The organism is Janibacter zhangyanbonis, assembly GCF_050507325.1.
Lineage (GTDB): Bacteria > Actinomycetota > Actinomycetes > Actinomycetales > Dermatophilaceae > Janibacter.
In genome coordinates this window covers 1,529,290-1,554,303 of the sequence record NZ_CP191481.1, presented here as the reverse complement: position 1 = coordinate 1,554,303, position 25,014 = coordinate 1,529,290, and the positions used below count along the sequence as shown (strand labels likewise).

General features: G+C 72.1%; 20 protein-coding genes. 10 read left to right on the top strand and 10 right to left on the bottom strand.

All coding sequences use genetic code 11. The annotated features are described in order from the left end of the window. The first annotated feature begins 129 nt into the window (after positions 1 to 129). Both ACQBJO_RS07535 and msrB read left to right on the top strand, forming a co-directional pair. Positions 130 to 2,556, top strand: coding sequence for a lamin tail domain-containing protein (locus ACQBJO_RS07535; protein WP_421008517.1), 2,427 nt, complete (start codon positions 130 to 132; stop codon positions 2,554 to 2,556). Positions 2,557 to 2,658: 102 nt separating this feature from the next. Further along, positions 2,659 to 3,087, top strand: a complete 429-nt coding sequence (msrB, locus tag ACQBJO_RS07530) for a peptide-methionine (R)-S-oxide reductase MsrB (RefSeq protein ID WP_255186141.1) — start codon at positions 2,659 to 2,661, stop codon at positions 3,085 to 3,087. A 50-nt stretch (positions 3,088 to 3,137) separates the two neighbouring features. On the opposite strand, the gene hemQ is transcribed toward msrB, so the two are convergent. Both hemQ and hemG read right to left on the bottom strand, forming a co-directional pair. Further along, positions 3,138 to 3,857 (bottom strand): hydrogen peroxide-dependent heme synthase, encoded by a 720-nt coding sequence (hemQ, locus tag ACQBJO_RS07525; RefSeq protein WP_255186140.1) that lies wholly within the window; start codon positions 3,855 to 3,857, stop codon positions 3,138 to 3,140. Then, the gene (hemG, locus tag ACQBJO_RS07520) at positions 3,854 to 5,269 is read right to left on the bottom strand and encodes a protoporphyrinogen oxidase (protein ID WP_421008518.1); all 1,416 of its coding nucleotides are present in this window, start codon (positions 5,267 to 5,269) and stop codon (positions 3,854 to 3,856) included. Before hemG ends, hemQ begins: the two co-directional genes overlap by 4 nt. Before the next feature lie 126 nt (positions 5,270 to 5,395). On the opposite strand from hemG, the gene ACQBJO_RS07515 reads away from it, so the two are divergent. Further along, positions 5,396 to 6,376: a DUF4349 domain-containing protein gene (locus ACQBJO_RS07515; RefSeq protein WP_421008519.1), complete on the top strand. Its 981-nt coding sequence runs from the start codon at positions 5,396 to 5,398 to the stop codon at positions 6,374 to 6,376. 12 nt (positions 6,377 to 6,388) lie between these two features. Here ACQBJO_RS07515 and hemE read toward each other — a convergent pair whose 3' ends face one another. After that, positions 6,389 to 7,441 (bottom strand): uroporphyrinogen decarboxylase, encoded by a 1,053-nt coding sequence (hemE, locus tag ACQBJO_RS07510; protein ID WP_421008520.1) that lies wholly within the window; start codon positions 7,439 to 7,441, stop codon positions 6,389 to 6,391. Positions 7,442 to 7,504: 63 nt separating this feature from the next. Between hemE and ACQBJO_RS07505 the strand changes: the two genes are divergently transcribed. The 5 genes from ACQBJO_RS07505 to ACQBJO_RS07485 all read left to right on the top strand — a co-directional run bounded on the left by ACQBJO_RS07505 (position 7,505) and on the right by ACQBJO_RS07485 (position 14,914). Further along, a complete protein-coding gene (locus tag ACQBJO_RS07505) occupies positions 7,505 to 8,086 on the top strand; it encodes a DUF3000 domain-containing protein (RefSeq protein ID WP_255186136.1) in 582 nt (193 codons plus the stop codon). Beyond that, positions 8,083 to 9,372 (top strand): HRDC domain-containing protein, encoded by a 1,290-nt coding sequence (locus ACQBJO_RS07500; protein WP_421008521.1) that lies wholly within the window; start codon positions 8,083 to 8,085, stop codon positions 9,370 to 9,372. The genes ACQBJO_RS07505 and ACQBJO_RS07500 overlap by 4 nt, the downstream gene beginning before the upstream one ends. A 554-nt stretch (positions 9,373 to 9,926) precedes the next feature. Continuing rightward, a complete protein-coding gene (locus ACQBJO_RS07495) occupies positions 9,927 to 11,138 on the top strand; it encodes a thiolase family protein (protein WP_421008522.1) in 1,212 nt (403 codons plus the stop codon). A gap of 2 nt (positions 11,139 to 11,140) precedes the next feature. Continuing rightward, a complete protein-coding gene (locus ACQBJO_RS07490) occupies positions 11,141 to 13,213 on the top strand; it encodes a 3-hydroxyacyl-CoA dehydrogenase NAD-binding domain-containing protein (protein WP_421008523.1) in 2,073 nt (690 codons plus the stop codon). A 159-nt stretch (positions 13,214 to 13,372) separates the two neighbouring features. Beyond that, positions 13,373 to 14,914: a helix-turn-helix domain-containing protein gene (locus tag ACQBJO_RS07485; RefSeq protein WP_255186132.1), complete on the top strand. Its 1,542-nt coding sequence runs from the start codon at positions 13,373 to 13,375 to the stop codon at positions 14,912 to 14,914. 90 nt (positions 14,915 to 15,004) lie between these two features. Here ACQBJO_RS07485 and ACQBJO_RS07480 read toward each other — a convergent pair whose 3' ends face one another. Next, positions 15,005 to 16,504: a GntP family permease gene (locus tag ACQBJO_RS07480; protein ID WP_421008524.1), complete on the bottom strand. Its 1,500-nt coding sequence runs from the start codon at positions 16,502 to 16,504 to the stop codon at positions 15,005 to 15,007. A gap of 180 nt (positions 16,505 to 16,684) precedes the next feature. On the opposite strand from ACQBJO_RS07480, the gene ACQBJO_RS07475 reads away from it, so the two are divergent. Beyond that, positions 16,685 to 17,467, top strand: coding sequence for a 3-hydroxybutyrate dehydrogenase (locus ACQBJO_RS07475; protein WP_421008525.1), 783 nt, complete (start codon positions 16,685 to 16,687; stop codon positions 17,465 to 17,467). Positions 17,468 to 17,493: 26 nt separating this feature from the next. After that, entirely contained in the window at positions 17,494 to 19,362 is a 1,869-nt protein-coding gene (locus ACQBJO_RS07470; RefSeq protein WP_421008526.1) for a helix-turn-helix domain-containing protein, read from the top strand. 46 nt (positions 19,363 to 19,408) lie between these two features. On the opposite strand, the gene ACQBJO_RS07465 is transcribed toward ACQBJO_RS07470, so the two are convergent. From ACQBJO_RS07465 to ACQBJO_RS07440, 6 genes are read right to left on the bottom strand one after another with little or no spacing between them, the layout of a single operon-like run. Further along, positions 19,409 to 20,344 carry an alpha/beta fold hydrolase gene (locus tag ACQBJO_RS07465; RefSeq protein WP_421008527.1) on the bottom strand — a complete coding sequence of 312 codons (936 nt, stop codon included), beginning with the start codon at positions 20,342 to 20,344 and terminating at the stop codon, positions 19,409 to 19,411. Beyond that, on the bottom strand, positions 20,341 to 21,372 hold the full coding sequence (locus ACQBJO_RS07460; RefSeq protein WP_421008528.1) for a branched-chain amino acid ABC transporter permease: 1,032 nt from the start codon (positions 21,370 to 21,372) through the stop codon (positions 20,341 to 20,343). Before ACQBJO_RS07460 ends, ACQBJO_RS07465 begins: the two co-directional genes overlap by 4 nt. Next, positions 21,369 to 22,253: a branched-chain amino acid ABC transporter permease gene (locus ACQBJO_RS07455; protein WP_421008529.1), complete on the bottom strand. Its 885-nt coding sequence runs from the start codon at positions 22,251 to 22,253 to the stop codon at positions 21,369 to 21,371. Before ACQBJO_RS07455 ends, ACQBJO_RS07460 begins: the two co-directional genes overlap by 4 nt. After that, complete coding sequence (locus ACQBJO_RS07450) at positions 22,250 to 22,978, bottom strand: ABC transporter ATP-binding protein (RefSeq protein WP_255186125.1); 729 nt, start codon at positions 22,976 to 22,978, stop codon at positions 22,250 to 22,252. Before ACQBJO_RS07450 ends, ACQBJO_RS07455 begins: the two co-directional genes overlap by 4 nt. Continuing rightward, complete coding sequence (locus ACQBJO_RS07445) at positions 22,975 to 23,709, bottom strand: ABC transporter ATP-binding protein (RefSeq protein WP_255186124.1); 735 nt, start codon at positions 23,707 to 23,709, stop codon at positions 22,975 to 22,977. The genes ACQBJO_RS07450 and ACQBJO_RS07445 overlap by 4 nt, the downstream gene beginning before the upstream one ends. After that, positions 23,706 to 24,905: a substrate-binding domain-containing protein gene (locus ACQBJO_RS07440; protein ID WP_421008530.1), complete on the bottom strand. Its 1,200-nt coding sequence runs from the start codon at positions 24,903 to 24,905 to the stop codon at positions 23,706 to 23,708. Before ACQBJO_RS07440 ends, ACQBJO_RS07445 begins: the two co-directional genes overlap by 4 nt. Between the last annotated feature and the right edge of the window lie 109 nt (positions 24,906 to 25,014).

The window sequence follows — 25,014 nt, the reverse complement described above, 5'->3', positions numbered from 1 at the left end:
AAGGGGGGCGGCTCGCCCCCTTCGTCCCGTCGGGTGATCGTCACGCGACGTTCACCCGCTCGCGCTGCGCGGAGCACCCGGTGGTCCTACTGTGCCCGTGGCCACACCCACCCCTTCCTAGGAGCCCACATGCCCTCCCGTCGTCGCCGCGTGCTCGCGGCACTGACCGTCGCGCCGCTCGGCCTCACCGGCCTCGCGGTGCTCGCCCCGAGCGCCTCCGCCGCCTCCCCCGACCTCGTCATCTCCGAGGCCTACGGAGGGGGTGGCAACTCGCGCGCGATGCTGCGCAGCGACTTCGTCGAGCTGGCCAACCGCGGCCAGACCGACGTCGACCTCACCGGCTGGACGCTGCGCTACTACTCCGCGAGCGGCACCACGCCGCAGACGACGTCGCTGAGCGGCCAGGTCGTCGCCGGCGGTCGTTACCTCGTCAAGCAGGCCGACGGCGCCAACACCTCGCTGCCCGCACTGCCGACGCCGGATGCCACGGGCACCGTGCCGATGTCCTCCTCCGGCGCCCGCGTCGAGATCGTGCGACCCGACGGCCAGGTCGCCGACCGCCTCGGATGGGGCGCGGCCACGACCGCCGAGGGCGCTGCCGCCGACGCGACGAGCAACGAGACCTCCGTGGCGCGCACCGACGTGTGCGTCGACACCGACAACAACGCCGCCGACTTCGCCGTTGGCGCGCCGACCCCGCAGAACTCCTCGACCACGCCGGTCGTCTGCGAGCCCGACGACGGCGGGGAGCCGCCGGTCGACGAGCCCGAGACCATCGCCGAGATCCAGGGCAGCCACCACATCTCCCCCTTCGACGGGTCGAAGGTCAACGGCGTCGAGGGCGTCGTCACCGCGGTCTCGTCCTCGGGGTTCTGGCTGCAGAGCACGACGCCGGACGACGACGAGGCGACGTCCGAGGGGATCTTCGTCTACACCCGCTCGACGCCGACCGTCGCCGTCGGTGACACGGCGAGCGTCGACGGGGTCGTCGACGAGTTCCGCCCCGGCGGCTCGAGCGGATGGGACAACCTCACGACGACCGAGATCGTCTCCCCCGTCGTGACCCGCACCGGCACCGGCGAGGTGCCCGCGCCCGTCGTCCTCGGCGAGGACCGCGTCGCGCCGCAGCAGACCATCGACGCCGAGGATCCCAAGAGCGTCGAGTACGCCGAGGCGGCCTTCCGCCCGGACCGCGACGCGATCGACTTCTACGAGTCGATGGAGGGCATGCAGGTCGCCGTCCGTGACGCGCAGGTCGTCGGGCCGACCGGTTACGAGATCCCCGTCGTCCCCGGCTCGCAGGTCGAGGCGACCCGCTCGTCCGCCGGTGGCGTCGTCTACGGCGGCTACGACCAGCCCAATGCGATGCGGGTGCTCGTCGACGACGTGCTCCTGCCGAGCGGCTCGCTGCCCGACGCCGACGTCCGCGACCGCCTGCCCGGTCTCGTCGCCGGCCCGCTCGACTACTCCTTCGCCAACTTCAAGCTGCTGGCGACGCAGGTCCCGACCGTCGAGGACGGCGGGCTCGAGCGTGAGGTGACCCAGCCGCAGCACGACCGCGAGCTGTCCGTCGCCTCCTTCAACGTCGAGAACCTCGCGCCGAGCAACGACCAGAGCAAGTTCGACCGGCTCGCCGGTCAGGTCGTCACCAACCTGCGCAGCCCCGACGTCATCGCCGTCGAGGAGGTCCAGGACAACAGCGGGCCCACCGACGACGGCACCGTCGACTCCAGCGCGACGACCGACAAGCTCATCGCCGCCATCGAGTCCGCGGGCGGACCCACCTACGAGGCCCACTGGGTCGACCCGCAGGACAAGACCGACGGCGGTCAGCCCGGCGGCAACATCCGCAACGTCCTGCTCCACCGCACCGACCGCGACATCGACTTCGTCGAGCGCAGCTCGGGTGCCGCCGACCACGCCACCGACGTGGTCGCGGACAAGAAGGGCGCCCACCTCACCGAGTCGCCCGGTCGCATCGCCCCCTCGTCGGCGGCCTTCGACGACTCGCGCAAGCCGCTCGTGGGCGAGTACCGCTACCGCGGTGAGCGGGTCTTCGTCGCCGCGGTCCACTTCAGCTCGAAGGGGGGCGACGACCCGCTCTTCGGTCGCTGGCAGCAGCCGGTGCGCTCGAGCGAGGACGCCCGCCACGAGCAGGCCCGTGAGGTGCGCGCCTTCGCCGACGACCTGCTCGCGGCCGACCCGCAGGCGAAGCTCGTCGTCGCCGGCGACGTCAACGACTTCGAGTTCAGCGAGACGAGCGACATCCTCGCCGACATCGTCGAGGGCTCCGGGTCGAAGGCCCTGACCGACCTGCCGCGCACCCTGCCGGAGTCGGAGCGGTGGACCTATGTCTACGAGGGCAACAGCCAGGTGCTCGACCACATCTTCGTCTCGCCGGCCCTGGCGACGCTCGACACGAAGGTCGGCCCCTTCCGTCCCGGCAAGGGCCAGCGGCCGGCCTTCACCTACGACATCGTCCACACCAACTCACCCTTCGCCGACCAGGACAGCGACCACGACCCGCAGGTCGTCCACCTCGACCTGAAGAAGTGAGCTGACCTCCCTTCGCCCACCACGGCGTGCGACGGCCCCCGGATGATCTCCGGGGGCCGTCGCGTTGCATGATGAGCAGACCGATCGACGAGGAGCCAGACGATGATGGAGCCCACCGGCCGCGACTACGCGGTCACCAAGTCCGACGAGCAGTGGCGCGAGGAGCTGTCGGCCGACGAGTTCTCCGTCCTGCGGGCCGCCGGGACCGAGCGGCCCTTCACCGGTGAGTACACCGACACCAAGACCGAGGGCGTCTACGCCTGCCGCGCCTGCGGCACCGAGCTCTTCACCTCGGACACGAAGTTCGACAGCCACTGCGGCTGGCCGAGCTTCTACACCCCGCTCGCCGAGGACCGGGTCGAGTACATCCAGGACGACTCCCTCCCCGGCCGCCCCCGCGTCGAGGTCCGCTGCGCAAACTGCGGCAGCCACATGGGCCACGTCTTCGAGGGCGAGGGCTACGACACCCCGACCGACCAGCGCTACTGCATCAACTCGATCTCGATGACGCTGCGCCCGGCACAGGGCTGAGCCCGTCCCTCGGGGGCCCCACCATCGGGTGGGGCCCCCGAGGCATGTCGTCAGCGCAGGCCGGCGACGAGCGCCTCGACGCTCACCCGCGGACCGGTGAAGAAGGGGATCTCCTCACGCACGTGCAGGCGTGCCTTGGAGGCGCGCAGCTCGCGCATGAGGTCGACGATGCGGTGCAGCTCGTCGGCCTCGAAGGCGAGGATCCACTCGTAGTCGCCCAGGGCGAAGGCGGGGATCGTGTTGGCGCGCACGTCGGGGAAGTCGCGGGCCATCGCGCCGTGCTCGGCGAGCATCGTGCGCCGCTCCTTCTCGTCGATGACGTACCAGTCGAAGGAGCGCACGAAGGGGTAGACGCACACGTAGTCGCGCGGCTCCTCCCCCGCGAGGAAGGCCGGCACGTGGCTGCGGTTGAACTCCGCCTGACGGTGGACGGCGGCGTTGGACCACACCGGGTCGAGGTGTGCGCCGAGCTCGGTGCGCAGCAGTCGCTTGTAGGCGTCCTGCAGCTGCTCGATGTCGTCGGCGTGCCACCACACGAGCACGTCGGCGTCGGCGCGCAGTCCGGCCACGTCGTAGACACCGCGGATGCGCACGCCGTCCTCGGTGAGCTCGGCGAAGAGCTCCTCCACCTCGCGCGTGATCGCCGCGCGGTCGTCGTCGCCGATCGGCGTGACGAGCGCGAAGGCGGAGAACATCGCGTAGTGCACGCTGCTGTTGATCGCCTCGAGCTGCTCGCGGGAGGGCTTGGCGGGGACGGGCCGGGTGGTCATCTGGGCTCCTGTCGAGGGGTGGACGAAGGGGGAAGTGCGTCGAGGATCGTGGTGGCCGTGGCGGCGGCCCCGGTGAGGACCGCACCGATGCCCACACCGTCGTAGGCCGCGCCCGTGACCTCGATCACGGGCAGCTCGGCGACCGCCGCGCGCACGGCGGCGACCCGCTCAGTGTGCCCGAGGTCGTACTGCGGCAGCCCGCCGCCCCACCGCTGCACGTGGTGGTCGACCGGCGCCGGCAGCGGTGCGCCGAGCGCCTGGCCGATCTCGGTGAGCGCATCGGCGACGAGCTCGTCGTCGTCGCGCTGCAGGGCCGCGACCTCCCCCGCACGACCGGCGGAGGCGCGCAGCAGGACGACCTCGTCGCTGGCCTCGCGCACCCACGCCCACTTGCTCGCGGAGAAGGTGCTCGCCTTGATCGTGCGGCCGTCGACCGCGGGGACGAGGAATCCGCTGCCGGCGAGGGCGGGTGCCGCCGAGGCGGGCAGGGCGATCGTCATGACGGCCATCGACGCGTAGTCGATGCCCGCGAGCGCGGTCGAGGCCGCGGGCGCGTGGTCGGCGAGCAGCCGCGACGTCGGCGTCGCGGGGGTCGCGAGGACGACGAGATCGGCGTCGAGCGCCCGGGGCGCGGTGGTCGCTCCCGTGACGACCCGCCACCCCGTCGGGATGCGCTCGATCCGTCGCACGAGCGTGCCGGTCTCGATCCGGCCGCCTGCGGCCTGCACCGACGCGGCGAGGGCGTCGGCGAGCCCGCCGATGCCACCGGACAGTCCCATGACCCGGGGTCGCGGCGTGGCGCTCGGGGGTGGCAGCAGCCCGTCGACGGCCTCGGTCATCGTGCGACCGCCGGCCATCGCCGACCACAGGACCGGCATCGTGGCGCGCAGCGACAGCCGGTCGACGCGGCCGGCATAGACCCCGCCGAGCAGCGGCTCGACGATGCGGTCGACGACCGCCCGGCCGTGGACCGTGGCGACCGCCTCGGCGACGGTGACGTCGTCACGGTCGAGGGCGAAGGGGGCCGGCTGCGCGGCGCGAGCGACCTCCCCTTCGTCGAGGAGACCTGAGGTGTCGGTCTCGTGGCCGGGCACCCCCATGAAGGTGCGGCCGGGCACCGCGTGCCGGCGCCCGCGGGACCAGATGGAGGCCGGGACCGGCTCGGGGTGGACGAGGCGGTCGGCCAGGCCCAGCCCGGTGACGAGGTCCCGGGCGGCGGCGCTGCTGGCCACGACCGACTCCGCGCCGACGTCGACGAGGACGCCGCCGACCTGCTCGCGGCGCACCTTGCCGCCGGGGCGGTCACCGCCGTCGACGACGGTGAGGTCGAGGTCGGGGCGTGACCGCAGGAGGTGGTGGGCGGTGGCCAGGCCGGCCAGCCCACCACCGATGACGACGACCCGCGGACCCATGGCCCCACTCTCCCACCGCGCTTCGAGCCCCGCGGACGGGGGTGGGAACCGAACAGGGGTCCGCTCCCGTCAGACCCACGACACCGCGGCGGGACCGACCCGCCGCACGACGCAGGGGGTACGACGATGGGCACCACGGCAGGCACGGCACGGTGGACGACGGCACGGTGGGCGGCGCTCGTCGCGGCCGGCGGGCTGGCGCTCGCCGGGTGCGGAGGCGGCGGCGGTGACGAGTCGGTGAGCAGCCGACCGATGAGCCAGGACGAAGGGGGCGGCGCCGCCTCGTCCGCGACCTCAGCGGCGGACCAGGAGTCGGGCAGCTCCGACAGAGCCGCCGGCTCCGGGTCGGGCGACTCGGGCTCGTCGAAGCGGGCGGGCAACACGACGCAGGTCGCGAGCGGGACGCACGTCGCCCGCACGGCCAGCCTGTCGATCACCGTCGACGACGTCGAGAAGTCGACCGCCAAGGTCCGCTCCACGGCCGCCCGGGTCGACGGCTACGTCTCGAGCGAGGACTCGCGGGCCGACGACGGGCACCGCGGCGACTGGGCCGAGATCACCGTCACCGTCCCCGTCGACGACCTCGACGCGACGATGACCCGTCTCGCGGACATCGGCGAGGTGACCCACCGCTCGAGCGAGGCCGAGGACCTCACCGCGCAGTACACCGACACCGAGGCGCGGGTGCGCACGATGACGAAGTCGGTCGAGCGCCTGCGCAAGCTCATCGACTCGGCCGAGGGCCTCGACCAGGTCGTGACGCTCGAGAGCGAGCTGAGCCGACGCGAGGCGGACCTCGAGGCGATGACGAGCCAGCAGAAGTCGCTCGAGAAGCGCACGACGACGGCACCGATCACGGTGAGCCTGTCGACGCAGGACGCACCCGCCGACGAGCCCGAGGAGGAGCGCACCGGCTTCCTCGCAGGGCTCGGGTCCGGGTGGTCGGCCTTTACCGGGGCCCTCACCGTCGGCCTGACGGTGCTGGGTGCGGTGACCCCCTTCGCCGTCGTGGGCCTGGTCGTCGGCTGGCCGCTCGCGCGGTGGGTCCGGCGCCGGCGGGCGTCTCGTCCGCTCGCCACGCCGACGGCCCCGACCGCGGAGGCCTGAGCCCCGCGGGGCTCAGCGGGCGCTGACCTCGTGGACCAGCTCGACGACGCGGGTGAGGACCACGGGGTCGGTGTCGGGCAGCACGCCGTGGCCGAGGTTGAAGATGTGGCCGGGCGCGGCGCGACCCTCGTCGAGGATGCGACGGACCTCGCGCTCGACGACCTCCCAGGGCGCGAAGAGCAGTGCCGGGTCGAGGTTGCCCTGCACCGGCTGGTTGCCACCCACGCGCTCGATGGCCTCGGCGAGGTTCACCCGGTAGTCCACCCCGATGACCTCGGTGCCGGCCGCGGCCATGTCCGGCAGCAGCTCACCGGTCCCGACGCCGAAGTGGATGCGCGGCACGCCCGCGTCGGCGAGCGCCGCCAGGGTGGCCTCGGTGTGCGGGAGGACGTAGCGGCGGTAGTCGGCCTTCGACAGGAAGCCGGCCCACGAGTCGAAGAGCTGGATCGCGCTGGCCCCCGCCTCGACCTGGACCTTGAGGAAGGCCGCGGAGATCTGCGACAGCCGGGCGCACAGGTCGTGCCACAGCTGGGGGTCGCCGTGCATGAGCGACTTGGTCAGCTCGTGGTTGCGGCTCGGCCCGCCCTCGATGAGATAGGAGGCGAGGGTGAAGGGCGCGCCGGCGAAGCCGATGAGCGGCGTCGCACCGAGCTCGAGGACGATCCGGCGGACCGACTCGGTGATGTCGGGGACCATGTCCGGGGTCAGCTCGGGCAGGCGGTCGAGGTCCTCGCGGGAGGCGAAGGGGAGGTCCAGCACCGGCCCGACACCCGGCTCGATGTCGATGTCGACCCCCGCAGCGGCGAGCGGCACGACGATGTCGGAGAAGAAGATTGCCGCGTCGACCCGGTGCCGGCGCACCGGCTGCAGGGTGATCTCGGTGACGAGGTCGGGCGTGCGGCAGGCCTCGAGCATGTCGGTGCCGCGGCGCACCTCGCGGTACTCGGGCAGCGACCGGCCGGCCTGCCGCATGAACCACACGGGGGTGTGGGGCACGGACTCTCCGCGGGCCGCGCGGACGAGGGGGCTGTCGGAGGGCGAGGCGTGGGTGGTCACGGGGCGCATCCTCCCATGCCCGCCCGGCGTGCCCTCCCGCCGACGGGGCCTCTCGCGACCTAGGCTCGACAGGTGGCCACCCGAGAGATCTCCGAGGCGCAGTCGCCGGACTTCGCCCATGCGCTGCGGAGCCTGCACGAGACCCGGCTACGCCCCGAGGTGCGCCTGACCGAGGTGCCCGCGCCGACCCGTCTGGCCCCCCACGCCGTCGCGATGACCGCCGACATCGTCGACTCCGCCGACGGCGAGGACCTCGCGACCGGACGCTTCGTCCTGCTGCACGACCCGAGCGAGCCCGAGCCGTGGGGCGGCGCCTGGCGCATCGTCACCTTCGCCCGCGCCGAGCTTGAGCCCGAGGTCGCCGGCGACCCGATGCTCGGAGCCGTCGGCTGGTCGTGGCTCACCGACGCCCTCGAGGAGCACGGCATCGAGGCCGCCAACCTCGCCGGCACGGTGACGCACGTCGTCTCCGAGTCCTTCGCCGACCTCGAGGACCGAGAGCCCGACGTCGAGATGGAGATCCGCGCCTCGTGGAGCCCCGCCGACTCCGCGGTCGGCCCCCACCTGCTGGCCTGGGCCGACATGCTGGGCACGGTCGGCGGTCTGCCGCCGCTGCCCTCTGGTGTCGTGGCCCTGCCGGGGCGTCGCCGGTGACGCCGCAGGACACCGGGGCCCCGCCCGAGCCCGAGAGCACTCCCGAGGTGGCCGCCCCGCCCGGCGACGAGACTCCCGACTCGACGCCCGAGCCGGCTCCCCTGCCGGTCCTCACCGAGCCCGCCGAGGGCATCCCGCCGGTCATCACCCTCGAGTCCGAGCTCGACGCCTGCGCCCAGGCGATCGGCAGCGGTGTCGGGGCCGTGGCCCTCGACGCCGAGCGCGCCTCCGGCTACCGCTACGGGCAGAGCGCCTATCTCGTCCAGGTCCGCCGCGAGGGCTCGGGCACCTGGCTCATCGACCCGGTGACCCTGCCCGACCTCACCCCGCTCGACCGGGCCATCGGCACCGGCGAGTGGATCCTGCACGCCGCGACCCAGGACCTGCCCTGCCTGCGCGAGCTCGGTCTGGCGCCCCGGCAGATCTTCGACACCGAGCTCGCGGCCCGGCTGCTCGGCCTGCCCCGCGTCGGCCTCGCCGCGGTCATCGAGCACTACCTCGGCATCAGCCTGGCCAAGGAGCACTCGGCCGTCGACTGGTCGACCCGGCCGCTGCCCGAGCCGTGGCTGCGCTACGCCGCCCTCGACGTCGAGGTGCTCACCGAGGTGCGCAACCTCATGGGCGCCGACCTCGCCGCGCAGGGCAAGAGCGAGTGGGCGCGGCAGGAGTTCGAGGCGCTGCTCAGCTGGCGGCCGGCGGTCAAGGAGGACCCGTGGCGTCGGACCTCGGGCCTGCACAAGATCCGCCAGCCACGGGTCCTCGCGACGGTGCGCGAGCTCTGGTACGAGCGTGACCGCATCGCCCGCGACCGCGACACCTCCCCCGGCCGGGTGATCCCCGACACCGCTCTCGTCGACATCGCCCTGGCCGACCCGCAGGCGCCCGGTGACCTGCCGCGTGGGCACCGCGCGATCCAGCGCAGCCAGCGCGCCTGGCTCGACGCCGTCGCCCGGGCACGACGCCTGCCCGACGACGAGCTGCCGCCGGCCTCGGTCAAGTCCGACGGCCCTCCGCCGCAGCGCTCCTGGGCCAACCGCGACCCGCTCGCCGCCGACCGACTGACGGCCACCCGCGAGGCCCTGGGCAGCTTCGCCGACGAGCGCACCATCCCGATCGAGAACGTCTGCTCCCCCGACCCCCTTCGCCGGGTCGTGTGGTCACCGCCGCAGGACCTCAGCCCGGAGGGCTTCACCGAGGCCCTCGCCGACCTCGGCGTGCGCCCCTGGCAGCGCGAGATCGTCGCCCCCATGCTCGCCGACGCCTTCGCCGCCCACCCCGACGCCTGACGGGCTCGAGGGCAGGGCGCCGCAACGGGTGGAGGTACCAGCGACCTGATAGTCGGACGCGATCACCTCAATCCACCACTCGGGGGCGGGGCGCGGGAGCGGGTGGAGGTAGCAGCGACCGGATAGTCGGACGCGATCACCTCAACCCGGCAGTCGGGCGCGGGGCTGCCTTCGAGGCGGCCGCGGGTGAGGCGCAGGTCGAAGGGGGATGTCGGCGCACATCAAGCCGAAGTCAGGCACGACAACCTCCGGCCATGCGCGAACGAAGGACTTCGGCGGACGCCGACGTCCCCCTTCGTCCGGAGCCGGGTCTCGAGGCTCGTCGCAGCGCGCCGGCCCTCCTCGCCGGGAGCGGGTCGGGCGCCGACGTCCCCCGTCGACCGGAGCCGGGTCTCGAGGCTCGTCGCAGAGCTCCTTGCACCTCGACCACCGGAGGCGAACGTGGGCGGGGTCACGTGAGGCGCACCTGTCCGAGGTGAGCAAGCGCTTAGTAGCCTGATCGCGGACGGGCTCCAGCCCGTCGTGCCACCTGCACCACGACAGAGAGGCCCACCGTGCCCCGCACTTCACGTGAGGTCGTCTTCGTCGACGGCGTTCGCACGCCGTTCGGCAAGGCCGGGGAGAAGGGCATGTATGCCCAGACCCGCGCCGACGACCTCGTCATCACCTGCATCCGCGAGCTCATGCGCCGTCACCCGGAGCTGCCGCCCGAGCGGGTCGAGGAGGTCGCGATCGCGGCCACGACCCAGATCGGTGACCAGGGCCTGACCCTGGGCCGCATGGCCTCCCTGCTGTCCGGGCTGCCCAACACCACGCCCGGCTACTCCATCGACCGCATGTGCGCCGGCGCGATGACCGCGGTGACCAACATCGCCGGTGCCATCTCCTTCGGCTCGATCGACGTCGCCGTCGCCGGCGGTGTCGAGCACATGGGCCGCCACCCGATGGGTGAGGGCGTCGACCCCAACCCGCGCGTCGTCTCGGAGAAGCTCGTCGACCCGTCGGCCCTCGTCATGGGCAAGACGGCGGAGAACCTGCACGACCGCTACCCGAGCCTGACCAAGCAGCGCTCGGACGAGTTCGCGGTCAACAGCCAGCGCAAGCTCGCCCAGGCCTACGAGGACGGCAAGATCCAGCCCGACCTCGTGCCGGTCGCGACCCGCCACTCCGAGAAGGGCTGGGGCCTGGCGACGACCGACGAGCCGCCGCGCCCGCAGACGACCCTCGAGTCGCTGCAGACCCTGAAGACCCCCTTCCGCCCCCACGGCAAGGTCACCGCCGGCAACGCCGCCGGGCTCAACGACGGCGCGACCGCCTGCATCCTCGCCGCGGAGGAGACCGCCGCCGAGCTCGGCCTGCCCGTCGGCATGCGCCTCGTCGAGTTCGCCTTCGTCGGCGTCGAGCCGGAGGTCATGGGCTACGGCCCGGTCCCCGCCGCCGAGAAGGCGCTGGCCAAGGCCGGTCTGACGATCGACGACATCGGTCTCTTCGAGCTCAACGAGGCCTTCGCCGTCCAGGTGCTCTCCTTCCTCGAGCACTTCGGCATCGACGACGACTCCGACAAGGTCAACCGCTACGGCGGCGCCATCGCGACCGGTCACCCCCTCGCCTCCTCGGGTGTGCGCCTCATGACGCAGCTGTCCCGGCAGTTCGCCGAGGACCCGAGCGTCCGCTACGGCATGACCGCCATGTGCATCGGCATCGGCATGGGCGGCGCCGTCATCTGGGAGAACCCGCACCACGCCGACTACGGCAAGGAGAACTGAGCATGAGCGAGCCCAAGCCCGAGGTCGTCACCCGCGCCCTCGTCCAGGACGTCCAGCTCCCCGCCGACGGCGGCACGCTGGCCCTCGTCACGCTGGACAACGGCCACGACCACACCAAGCCCAACACCTTCGGCCTCGAGGGCATGGCCGGCCTGCGCGCCGCCGTCGCCACGCTGCAGCAGCGCGCCGAGGCCGGCGAGATCGTCGCCGTCGCCGTCACCGGCAAGCCCTTCATCTTCGCCGTCGGCGCCGACCTCACCGGAGTCCCGGGCATCACCAGCCGCGAGCAGGCGCTCGAGATCGCCCGCACCGGCCACGCGGCCTACGCGGCGATCATGGACCTGCCCGTGCCGACCTTCGCCTTCGTCAATGGCGCGGCGATGGGCGGCGGCGTCGAGCTGTCGCTGGCCTGCGACTACCGCACGATGAGCAAGGCCGTGCCGGCCATCGCGCTGCCCGAGGTCTTCCTCGGGCTCGTCCCCGGCTGGGGCGGCTGCTACCTGCTCCCCCGCCTCGTCGGTCCGGAGAAGGCCCTCAAGGTCATCGTCGAGAACCCGCTCAACACCAACCGGATGCTCAACGGCCCGGCCGCGGCGAAGCTCGGCCTGGCCGACGCCCTCCTCGACGCCGCCGACTTCCTCGAGCAGTCGATCATCTGGGCCGCGGGTGTCCTCGCCGGCGAGACGAAGGTCGAGCGCGAGCCGGTCAGCGACGACGCCGCCGTGTGGGAGGCCGCTGCCGCGGCCGCCACGAAGCTGGCCGACGCGAAGACCGCACGGAAGTCCCCTTCGCCCTACCGGGCCATCGAGCTGGTGACCGCCGCCCGCACCGCCGAGCGCGATGCTGCCTTCGCCGCCGAGGACGAGGCCCTGGCCGACCTGCTCATGGGTGACGAGCTGCGCGCCGGCCTGTACTCCTTCGACCTGGTGCAGAAGCGGGCGAAGCGCCCCGCCGGCGCACCCGACAAGGCGCTCGCGCGCCCCGTCGGCAAGGTCGGCATCGTCGGCGCCGGCCTCATGGCCAGCCAGCTCGCGATGCTCTTCATCCGCTCGCTCAAGGTGCCGGTCGTCATGACCGACCTCGACCAGGAGCGGGTCGACAAGGGCGTCGCCTACGTCCACGGCGAGATCGACGCGTCCCTCGCCAAGGGCAAGATCACGCAGGACAAGGCCAACCAGCTCAAGGGCCTGATCACCGGCTCCACGAGCAAGGAGGGCTTCGCCGACGCCGGCTTCGTCATCGAGGCCGTCTTCGAGGAGATGGGCGTCAAGAAGAAGGTCTGGGCCGAGGTGGAGCAGATCGTCACCCCCGAGTGCGTCCTCGCCTCCAACACCTCGTCGCTCTCGATCACCGAGATGGCGTCCGAGCTGCAGCACCCGGAGCGGGTCGTGGGCTTCCACTTCTTCAACCCCGTCGCCGTCATGCCCCTGCTCGAGATCATCCCGGGCGAGCGGACCGACGACGCCGCGCTGGCGACGGCCTTCGCCACGGGCAAGGGCCTGAAGAAGACGTGCATCCTCGTCAAGGACAGCCCCTCCTTCATCGCCAACCGTCTGCTCGGTCGCTTCATGGGCGAGTTCTCGAAGATCGTCGACGAGGGCACGCCGGTCGAGGTCGCCAACGAGGGCATCGCGGGCCTGGCCCCGATGCCGCCGCTGGTCCTCGTCGGTCTCGTCGGCCCGGCGATCGCGCTGCACAACAGCGAGACGCTCCACCGTGAGCTCGGCGAGCGCTTCTACGTCTCGCCGAACCTCAAGGCGCTCGTCGAGGCCGGCAAGCGCTCCTACGACGACGAGGGAGCGGCCGAGCTGCTCACCGTTCCGGAGTCCCCCGTCGTGCTCACCGCGCAGCAGGTGCGCGAGCGCGTCCTCGGCGTCCTCGCCGAGGAGGTGCGCACGATGCTCGACGACGGTGTCGCGCAGGCCCCGATGGACATCGACCTCGCGATGATCACCGGTGCCGGCTTCCAGTTCTGGAACGGCGGCCTCACCCCGCTCCTGGACCGTGAGGGCGTCTCGGAGAAGGTCACCGGTCAGCGCTTCCTGCCGCCGGGTGCGGCCAGCGTCCCGGCCTGATCACGGCTCGGCGCGTCCGCGTCAGCCCGAAGGGGAGGTCCCGCCACGGCGCGGGGCCTCCCCTTCGTCATGGGCCGGGTGTGGCAGCATCGAGGTGGGGCGACACGCGGGGAACCACACGGGCTGTACATATCTCATATATGGGTTACCGTTGTCGGCATGTCTGATGACTACCTCGCCCGCATCGGCACGACGATCAAGGAGGCGCGTCACCGCGCCGGCCTGTCGCAGTCCGACCTCGCCACCAAGCTCGAGACGAGCCAGAGCGCCGTCGCGCGCATCGAGGCTGGAGGGCAGAACCTCACGCTCGACAACCTCGCCCGGATCAGCGAAGCGCTCGACACCGAGCTCGTCGCGCTGACCCGTACCTCGACCAGTGGCGCCGTCCACCTGCAGATCGAGGGCGGCCGCCGCCTCTCCGGCGCCATCGACGTCAAGACGAGCAAGAATGCCGCCGTCGCGCTGCTGTGCGCCTCGCTGCTCAACAAGGGCACGACGACGCTGCGCAACCTCGCCCGCATCGAGGAGGTCAACCGCATCCTCGAGGTGCTGCACTCCATCGGCGTGCAGACCCGCTGGCTGCCCGACAGCTCCGACCTCGAGATCATCCCGCCGGAGCGGCTCGACCTCGACGGCATGGACGAGGAGGCCGCCCGCCGCACGCGCACGGTGATCATGTTCCTCGGCCCGCTGCTGCACGAGTTCCCCTCCTTCCGCCTGCCCTACGCCGGTGGCTGCGACCTGGGCACCCGCACGGTCGAGCCGCACATGACCTCGCTGACCCACTTCGGTCTCGACGTCGAGGCGACGCACGGCTGGTACGAGGCCCGGGTGACCGGCCAGGGCACGCAGGACAAGACCTTCGTGCTCACCGAGCGCGGCGACACCGTGACCGAGAACGCGCTCATGGCGGCCGCCCGCCACCCGGGCCGCACGACGATCCGCAATGCCTCGCCCAACTACATGGTCCAGGACCTGTGCTTCTTCCTCGAAAAGCTCGGCGTCCGGGTCGAGGGCATCGGCACGACCACGCTGGTGGTCACCGGTGCGCGCGAGATCGACGTCGACGTCGAGTACTCGCCGAGCGAGGACCCGATCGAGGCGATGAGCCTCATCGCGGCCGCCGTGGTCACGAAGTCGGAGATCACCATCCGCCGCTCCCCCATCGAGTTCCTCGAGATCGAGCTGGCGACCCTCACCGGCATGGGCATGCAGTACTCGCTCTCCGAGGAGTACCTCGCGCACAACGGCCGCACCCGGCTCGTCGACATCACGACCCACCCCGGGCCGCTCAAGGCACCGATCGACAAGATCCACCCGATGCCCTTCCCGGGTCTGAACATCGACAACCTGCCCTTCTTCGCGCTCATCGCCAGCTGCGCCGAGGGCACGACGACGATCCACGACTGGGTCTACGACAACCGCGCGATCTACCTCACCGAGCTCAACAAGATCGGTGGCCGGGTCACGCTCATGGACCCGCACCGCGTGCTGGTCGAGGGCCCGGTCCGCTGGCGCGCCAACGAGGTCACCTGCCCGCCCGCGCTGCGCCCCGGAGTCGTCGTCCTGCTGGCGATGCTCGCCGCCCCGGGCACGTCCTACCTGCGCAACGTCTACGTCATCAACCGCGGCTACGAGGACCTCGCCGAGCGCCTCAACGCCCTGGGTGCCAGCGTGCACCCCTTCCGCGACATCGGCTGACGCCGCCGCGGACGGTCCACGACGAAGGGGAGGCCCCCACCGGTGATCCGGTGGGGGCCTCCCCTTCGTCACGGCGCTGGCGCGCCTGCGTCAGAAGCTGCCGAAGACCGAGCCCAGCACGATGATCGTGATCAGGGCGAGGACCGGGACGGCGATCGCGACGACCGCGATGTCCTTGTAGGACTGGCGGTGGGTCAGGCCGCAGATCGCCAGCAGCGTGATGACCGCGCCGTTGTGCGGCAGGGCGTCGAAGCCGCCGGAGGAGATCGCCGTGACGCGGTGGACGAGCTCGAGCGAGATGCCCTGCTCGAGCGCCATCGTCTTGAACTGGTCGCCGAGGGCCTCGAGCGCGATGCTCATGCCGCCGGAGGCGGAGCCGGTGATGCCGGCGAGGACGTTGACCGACAGGGCCAGCGAGATCAGCGGGTTGCTCGAGACACCGAGGACGGCGTCCTTGATCGTGCCGAAGGCCGCGAGCGAGCTGATGACGGCGCCGTAGCCGACCTCGGAGGCGGTGTTGAAGATCGGCAGCAGCGAGCCCATGGTGCCCTCGTTGACCGCGTCCTTGACGTCGACGATCCGGGTCCAGTTGGCCGCGAGGACCAGGGCGATCGACGCGACGAGGGCGACGATGATGCCCCAGATGCCGGCGACGTCGTCGATGCCGACGGAGCCGTAGGCCTCCTGCTTGAGGTAGGCGAAGTCCATCGAGGGGAAGATCCAGTTGACGAGCGCGTAGTTGAGCGCGATGACGACGACGATCGGCGCGAAGGCGATCACCCACGGCACGTGCGGACGGTCCATGAGCTGGGCATCGGCCTCGCTCTGCTCGACCTCGACCTTCTCCTTGACGGTGACGGCACCCTCACCGTCGGCGTCGCCGCGCGGCGCGTCGTCGGAGCCGGTGCGGCCACGACCGAAGAAGCCACCCCCGGTGGCGACCGGGGGCTCGTAGACCTCACCCGCGGCCACGAGCTTGCCCGAGCGGTACTGCAGCCAGGCGACACCGCCGACGAACATGATCAGGCCGGCGATGATGCCGAGGCCGGGCGCCGCGAAGGCATTGGTCGAGAAGTAGGGCGAGGGGATGGCGTTCTGGATGGCCGGGGTGCCCGGCAGGGCGGTCATCGTGAAGGTGAAGGAGCCGAGCGCGATGGTCGCCGGGATGAGCCGCTTCGGGATGCCCGACTCCTTGAAGAGGGCCGCGGCGATCGGGAAGACGGCGAAGGCGACGACGAAGAGCGAGACACCCCCGTAGGTGAGGATGCCGCAGGCGAGGGTGATCGCGAGGATCGCGCGCTGCGCACCGATCTTGTCGACGATGAAGTCGGCGATCGCCTTGGCCGAGCCGCTGACGTCCATGAGCTTGCCGAAGATCGCGCCGAGGAGGAAGAGCGGGAAGTACGTGATGGCGTACTTGCCCAGGGCCGGCATGAAGACCTGCGTGTACGTGGCGAGCAAGGGCCCCCCGGACATCAGGGTCGCCAGCAGGGCGAGGATCGGGGCGAGGATCAGCACGTTGATGCCGCGATAGGCCAGATACATCAGCAGGCCGAGCGAGGCGATGATGCCGACAAGTCCGAGGGACATCGGTGTCTCCTACTTTCGGGGGATCAGGGGTGGCGTCGGCGGGGCCGACGCCAGGTGTGGCGCCGTCGATGGTCGCACCGGCCACGAGTCGCGGCGTGGGTGTGTCGCCACACCATTTCACCGATATCACGTGGCGGCGCACCACCTCGCCGGCGTGGTCGGGCTCGTACCTTGCTCGTCATGAGCCAGCAGCCCGAGTCCGCACTCCTCACCGACCTCACCGGTCGTCACGTCCTCGTCACCGGCGCCGCGAGCGGGATCGGCGCCGCCTGCGTCGCGAGCTTCGCTGCCGCGGGGGCGCGCGTCACCGCGGTCGACCTCGACGAAGGGGGTCTGACCGCCCTGGCCGGCGGGCTGCCCGACCTGGCCGTGGAGACCCGGGCCGTCGACCTCGCCGACCTCGACGGGCTGGCCGACCTGCCCGAGGACGTCGACGTCCTCGTCAACAACGCCGGCATCCAGCACGTCAGCCCGGTCCACGAGTTCCCGGTCGAGAAGTTCGACCTCATCCACAGGTTGATGCTCCAGTCCCCCTTCAGGCTCATCCGGTCGGTCCTGCCGCACATGTACGCCCAGGGCTGGGGCCGGATCATCAACGTCTCGAGCGTCCACGGCCTGCGAGCCAGCGCCTACAAGTCGGCCTACGTCTCGGCGAAGCACGGGCTCGAGGGGCTGAGCAAGGTCGTGGCTCTCGAGGGCGCTGCCCACGGCGTGACGAGCAACTGCCTCAACCCCGCCTACGTGCGCACCCCGCTCGTGGAGAAGCAGGTGGCCGACCAGGCCCGCACCCACGGCATCGCCGAGGAGGAGGTCCTCGAGCAGATCATGCTCGGACCGGTCGCGATCAAGCGTCTCGTCGAGGTGGACGAGGTGGCCGCGATGGCGCTCTTCCTCTGCTCCCCCGCCGCCACGAGCATCACGGGGTCCTCGCTGCCGGTCGACGGGGGCTGGACCGCACACTGAGCGGCCGCGTACCTAGGATGCAGGCCATGTCGGGCACCGAGGATCACGAGCAGACCGAGCAGGTGGTTCACCTGCTCGAGCTGCTCGCCGCAGACGCCCCGGTGGACCAGCTCGCCGACGCGCCGGCCCCCGAGCGGGCCCGCGACCTCGCCCTGCGCATCGGAGCCACCCGCGAGCTGCACCGGCGACGGGAGTCGGCGCAGTCCTCGCTGCTCGACATCGCCCGCGAGCTGTCGACCGAGAAGGAACCCGAGGTCGTCCTCGAGGCCATCGTGCGGCGGGCCCGCACCCTCATCGGCACCGACCTGGCCTACCTGACGCTCTACGACCCCGAGGCCGGCGACACCTTCATGAAGGTCACCGACGGCTCGGTGTCCGCGGACTTCCAGTCACTGCGGCTCTCCCTCGGCGACGGCCTCGGCGGGCTCGTCGCCTCGACCCGCAAGCCCTACTGGACGGCCGACTACCCCGCCGACGAGCGCTTCAGCCACACCCACGAGATCGACCACGGGGTCGGCGACGAGGGCATCATCGCCATCTGCGGCACCCCGCTCATCGTCGAGTCCAACTTCGTCGGGGTGCTCTTCGCGGCCAACCGCAGCCCGCGCCCCTTCTCCCGGTCCGAGGTCGTCCTCCTCGGCGACCTCGCGGCCTTCGCCGCCCTGGCCATCGTCCAGACCCGTGCGCTCGCCGACGCGCAGACGGCCTTCGCCGCCCTCACCGAGGCGCACGAGACCGTCCGGCAGCAGGCCACCGGTGTCGCGCGCGCCGCGGCGGCCCACGACCGCTTCGCCTCCGTCGTGCTCGAGGGCGGTGGCGTCGCCGACGTCACGCGGGCCCTCGTCGACCTGCTCGGTGGGTGGGCGGTGCTCTTCGACGGCACCGGCGAGCGGCGCAGCACCCTCGGGCCGGCGCCGGCCCCCGACGGGGACCGGGACGCGCTCCTCTCGCTGCCCGTCGTCGACCGCGCGCGGCACGAGGCCGGGCGACTCGTCGAGGAGGACGGGGTGCACGCCATCGGCGTCATCGCCTCGCACGAGGAGCTCGGCACCCTCGTCGTCGGTGCCCCGGGCACCCTCGAGGAGGCCGACCAGCGCACGGTGGAGCGGGCCGCAGTCGTCACCGCCCTCGTCCTGCTCTTCGAGCGCCAGGCCGACGACGCCCGCCAGACCGCCCGCAACCGACTGCTCGCCGACCTGCTGAGCGGTCGCGGCAGCCACGAGGAACGGACCGGCTACCTGCGCTCGGCCGGCCTCGAGCCGCGCGAGCCGATGTGCCTCCTCCTCGCCCGGGGCGGCGACCCCACGCAGCAGCGAGCGCTGGCCCTCACGGTGAGCACGCTCCTCGGCGAGGGCTCGCTCGTCGGCACGCACGACGGCGCGATCGTCGCCCTCGTGGGGGGCGACGACGCCGACCACCTCGCCCGTTCGCTCGCCGAGCGCGTCACCCGCGGACCCCGACTGACCGTCGGCGGCTGCGGCCCGCTGACCGACGTCGACGACCTCCCCCGGGCCTTCGAGGACGGCGCCCGGACCGCCGGCGCGCTCATCGCCCTGGGGCGCTCGGGCACGGGCGCCGCGGCCCGTGAGCTCGGCTTCGCCGGCCTCATCGTCGGCTCCGACCCCGACGTCCACGACTACGTCCAGTCGGTCCTCGGTCCGGTCCTGCACTACGACGCGGAGCGGGGCAGCGACCTCGTCGGCACCCTCGTGGCCTACTTCGCCGCCGGCTCGAGCCCGCGCCACGCGGCCGGCGAGCTGCACGTCCACGTCAACACCGTGGCGCAACGACTGGCTCGGGTCTCCGCCCTGCTCGGGGACGACTGGCAGCACCCCGACCGCGCGCTGGAGATCCAGCTCGCCCTGCGCATGCGACGACTGCTCGAGAGCCGCTGACGCCAGGTTGAGGTATCCCCGACCGACTATCCGGTCGCTGGCACCTCTACCCGTCGCCCAACGATCGGTCGACGACGTCGGCGACGGTCGTCAGCCCCTCTCCGGTGAGGATGACGTCGTAGTGGTTGGCCGCGACCCGGTGCGTCGCCAGGGACGAAGGGAGGTCGAGCGCCGCCAGCCGGGACTCGTCGTAGAGCCCCTGGGGCTCGTCCATGAGCCCCCGCTCGGCCCACACGAGCTCGAGGTGCACGTCCTGCTCGAGCGCTCGACGTGCGGCCGCGTGCACGGTCGCGTCGGCGAGCACGTCGGCACCGTCCGCGCGGACGGCGTCGAGGATGCACGAGCTCATCCACCGGCCCGGCACGTCGGGCGCCGGCACGAGGTCGTGACCGAGGTAGGCCCGCACGACGGACGCCGCCGGACCCGCGAGCAGCGGGCCGACCGCAGGGTGCCGGGCCCAGAAGCCCAGGTGGGCCGAAGGGCTCTCGAAGCGCATCGCCAGGCGGTCCATGGCCGGCCCGATCACGGCCTGGAGGGCCGCGTCGATGTCGAGGTCCGCAGGTGCGGGGAAGGCCAGCCCACCGTCCACGAGGACGACGGAGCTGAAGAGGCCCGGTTGGGCTGCGGCGGCGAGCGCGGCGACGAAGGCTCCCATCGAGTGCCCGACGACGACCGGCCGCACGCCGAAGACCGCCGAGATCGTGGCCAGGTCCTGGGCGTGGACCGCCAGACCATAGGGGCCCGACGCCTCACGGCTGGCCGCACGGCCCCGCAGGTCCGGTGCGAGCACCCGGACCGCGCCCGGCCCGTGACGTCGGTGCAGCTCGTCGGCGAGCGCACGCCACGAGAGCCCGTTGGCGGTGATGCCGTGGACGGCAAGCACGACGGGCGCCCCCTCGCGCGCAGGCGCGACGGTGAGGTCGTGGACCGCGAGCGAGCCCACGGGCTGCTCGATGACGAAGGTCGACTCGTCGGGGCTCATGCGTCCGACCTCCTCGGCAGGAGGCCCCGAGCGCCCTCGGTCTGCCGGGATCGGCCGGACCGGGAGCGCTGCAGCAGTCGGGCGCCCAGGCCGGTGAGCCCCTCGGGCGCGAAGTACACGACGACGATGAAGAGCACGCCGAGGATGAGCAGCGGCTCCCCGAGCAGGCGCTGGACGATGTCGGGCATGGCGGCGACGGCCGACGAGCCGCTCACCTCGACCAGCCGGGCGTCGGCGTAGTGGTAGACGAACCCGCCGACGACCGCGCCCCACAGCCGACCCGCTCCCCCGAGGACGACCATGACGAGCAGCGCGAGGGTGAACTCGGTCGTCGTGACGTGCGGACTCGAGCCGCCGAGGACGATGGCGTGCACGATGCCTCCGAGGCCACCGAGGAGGGCGCCGACGACGATCGCCAGGAGCTTGACCCGGTAGACGTCGTAGCCGAGGACGGCGGCACGCGCTTCGTTCTCACGGACGGCGGCCATGGCGTGCCCGGCGCGGGTGCGGACGAGCAGCGCCACGGCGACGAAGGCGAGGACGACGAAGGCGAGCGCGAGCCAGTAGCGGTAGGGGGCGTTGTGCACCCCGACGAGCAGCGCCGGGACCGCCTCACGGCGGAGGATGAGCCCCTCCTCACCGCCGGTGACGTCGCCGGGGTTGCGCAGCACGATGATCGACGCGGCCTGGGCGAAGGCGAGCGTCACCATGGCGAAGGCGATGCCACCGACCCGCAGGGCGATGCCACCCACCACGAGCGCGAGGAGGAGCGTCACCCCGAGCGAGAGGAGGACCGCGACGAAGAGCGCGTGGCCGAAGCTCAGCAGACCGGTGCGGCCGAAGATCACGTCGTAGCCCAGCGCGAAGCCGGCGAAGATGAAGCAGGTGGCGAGCAGCTGCAAGGAGCCGGGGCCGTTGACCCGGCCGGGCAGCACGCCCGGGACCGTCGCCGACACGTAGGGCAGGGCGACGAGGACGAGCAGGAGGGCCAGGCCCGGGAGGGCCTTGGCGACCGATCGGGCACTCATGCGGGTGCTCCCTTCATGGCGGCGGGACGAGCCAGCAGGACGAGGGCCAGCAGGAGGACGACGGACAGGTCGCCGACACCGCTGGCCGCGTAGTAGTTGGCGAGCTGCTGCACCAGCCCGACGGCGACCGCGGCAACCGCGGTGCCGGTGAGCGACCCCATGCCCCCGATGACGACGACGATGAAGGCGTAGATGAGCAGCGAGCCACCCTGGGCGGGCGACACCGAGCCGGCGTACTGCGAGTACAGGACACCGGCGAGCGCGGCGGCGGCCCCGCCCATCGCGAAGACGATGGTGAAGGTCGCCCGCACGTTGATGCCGAGTGCCTCGACCATCGTGCGGTTCTCGACGCCGGCCCGGATCACCAGCCCGAGGCGCGTGTAGCGCAGCAGGGCGTGCAACCCCGCGAAGACGAGCCCGGCCACGAGGACGAAGAGCAGCCGGTCGTTGGGCAGGTGCGCGCCAGCGAGCTGGGTCGTCGACGCCATCCACGACGGCTTCTCCACCGGCTTGGGGTCGGCGGACCAGACGGCCTGGGCGACGGCGACCGCCGCGAGGGAGAGCCCGACGGTGACGAGCACCTGCTGGATGTGGTGCTTGTAGAGGGGGCGGATGAGGCAGACCTCGACGACCACGCCGATGAGGGCCCCGACGAGGAGCGCCACGACGACCGCGGCGAGCAGCCGCAGGCTGACGGACAGCTCGCCGGGCAGCCGCTGCATGGTCTCCCAGCCGGCATAGGCGCCGGCCATCATGAAGGCACCGTGGGCGAAGTTGAGCACGCCCATCAGGCCGTAGATGAGGCTGAGCCCGGCCGCGGCGAGGAAGTACAGCGCGCCCAGCCCGAGGCCGGTACCGAGGATCAGGGTCAGGTCGCTCATGCCGCGCTCTCCCTTCGCATGGACACGCCGAGCAGCTCGCGGGTGAGCTCCTGGTCGGCGACGAGGTCGGCCGCCGTGCCGGTGTGCACGACGCTGCCGGCGTCGAGGACGACGACGGTGTCGGCGATGCGGCGCACGAGCGGCAGGTTCTGCTCCACGAGCAGGATCGGGGTCGTGCGAGCCACCTCGGCGAGGACGTCGGCGACCTCGGTGACGAGCTTGGGCGCCAGCCCCTTGGTCGGCTCGTCGATGAGGAGCAACCGGTTGTCCCGCAGGAGGACCCGCGCGAGCGAGACCATCTGCTGCTGCCCGCCGGAAAGCGTCCCCGCCCGCTGGTCCCTGCGGGTCACCAGGTCGGGGAAGAGGTCACGCACGATCGGAGCGTCCGCCCCGGCAGCCGCGTCGACGAGGCGCAGGTTCTCGTCGACGCTCAGGCCACCGAAGACCTCCCGGTCCTCGGGGACGTACCCGATCCCGTCGCGGACGATCCGGACCGTCTGACGTCCCTGGATCTCCTGCCCGTCGAGCCGGATCGTGCCCGTGCGAGGGGCCAGCCCGAGCAGCGCCTTGAGGGTCGTCGTCTTGCCGACGCCATTGCGCCCGAGGAGGGCGGTGACCCCGGTGGACGGCACCTCGAAGGAGACGCCCTGGAGGATGTGCGAGCCGCCGTAGCGCACGTGGAGGTCCTCGACGGTGAGGACCGGCGGCGTGGTCGTGTCGTTCACAGTGCTTCTCCCAGGTAGGCCTGCTGGACGCGCTCGTCCGAGGTGACCTCGGTCGGGCTGCCGACGGCGAGCAGCTGACCGTGGTGCAGCACGGCCACCCGGTCGGCGAGGCCGAGCACGACGTGCATGTGGTGCTCGACCATGGCGACCGAGACACCGCTGTCGCGCACGTCGCCGATGATCTCGGTGAGCCCGTCGACGTCCTCGGCCGAGACGCCGGCCATGGGTTCGTCGAGCAGGAGCACCTTGGGGTCGGACGCGAGCGCCATCGCCAGCTCGAGCTTGCGGCGATCGCCGTGCGACAGGTCCCGGGCGAGGGTCTGCCCCTTCCCGGGCATCCGCACCCGTGCGAGCAGGTCGTCGATCCGGTCCCCGCCGACGGCGCCGGCCGCACGGAAGGGCGAGAAGGGCGCCGGCCCCGCCGCCTGGATGGCCAGCCGCACGTTCTCCCTCGCGGACAGCCCGTCGAAGAGCGCCGAGGTCTGGAAGGACCGGGCGAGCCCCCGACGGGCGCGCTTCGTCGCGCTCAGCCGGGTGACGTCGTCCTCCCCCAGCGTCACTCGCCCGTCGCTCGGCCGGGTGACGCCGGAGAGGATGTTGACGAGCGAGGACTTGCCCGCGCCGTTGGGACCGATGATGCCGAGCAGCTCGCCGACGCCGACCTCGAGCGTGATGTCCTCGAGGATCCGCGCGCCGCCGATGCGCCACCCGACACCGGCAGCGGCGATCACTTCGACCCGGCGACGGGCGGGGCCACGTCCGCGGCGTCGATCGTCTTGCCGAGGACGGGCACGAAGTTCTTGCCCTTCTTCTCCAGCGACACGGTGAACATCGGCTGCAGCAGCGCGTGGTCCTCGGCGCGGATCTCCATCGGCCCCTTGGGCCCCTCGAAGCTCCACCCCTCGAGGGCCTTGACCATCTTGTCCGGGTCGTTGCCGCCCTCCTTGATCGCCTGGACGACCATCTGGCCGGCGACGAAGCCGTCGGTGCTGAAGAGGTCGACCTCCTCGCCGTCCTTCGCCAGGCTCTCCTCCAGCGCGGTGTAGGCCTCGTTGTCGGCGGCACCGGCGAAGAAGTGGCTGAGGAAGTCGATCTTGGTCCCGGCCTCGCCGAAGAGCGCGTGCGTCGCCTTGATGTCGAGGCCGGTGACGACCTTGGTCTCGTCGAAGACCCCCTGCTGGGACAGCGTGCTCCACATCGCGGTCGCGTTGTCGCCGGCCCACGCGACGAAGAGCAGGTCGGGCGATCCGGCCTTGATCTTCGTGGCGAAGGGGGTGAAGTCCTTGGCTCCCGCAGGCGCCTCGACGGCGGTCACCTTCGCGCCCTGGGCACCGAGCACGCTCTTGACCGCGTCGATGTTGGCGGTGCCGAAGGCGCTGTCCTGGGCCAGGACGGTGACCTTCTTGCCCTTGACGTCGCCGAGCATCGTCCCGGCGGTCGCGACGTCCTGATAGGTCTGGCGGCCGGAGCGGAAGGTGTAGTCGTTGGCGCCCGTGACGCCGTCGACCGCCGCCGGACCGGAGATGAAGAGAACCTTGTTGTCCTCGGCCAGCGGGGCGACCTGCAGGGCCACGCCCGAGGCCGTCGAGCCGGCGATGATCTTCGTGTCCTGGCCGATGAGGTCGGTGGCGCCGGAGACGGCCTTGGCCGGGTCGCCGGCGTCGTCCTTCTCGGTGATCTCGATCGGCTGGCCGTCGACCTCTCCGGTGCCGTCGGTGGCGTAGTCGATGCCGGCGTCGAAGGCGGCGCGGTACTGGGCGCCGTACGTCGCGAGTGGTCCCGACTTGCTGTAGACGAGGCCCACCTTGTGCGGCCCGTCCGCGTCTCCCCCGTCGCCGCCCGACCCGGGGCTGCCGGGGGCACCGCACGCGGTGACACTCAGGCTGACGGCGACGCTCGCGAGAGCGAGCTTCCACGACATGGACATGGCAGGACCTCCACCCCGGCGAGCGCTCGCGCCTTTGCTGCAACGAGAACCGTTGACGCTCGACCGATGGCGGGAGTCAACCGGTGGCGGTCACGCCGTGGCGTGGGTT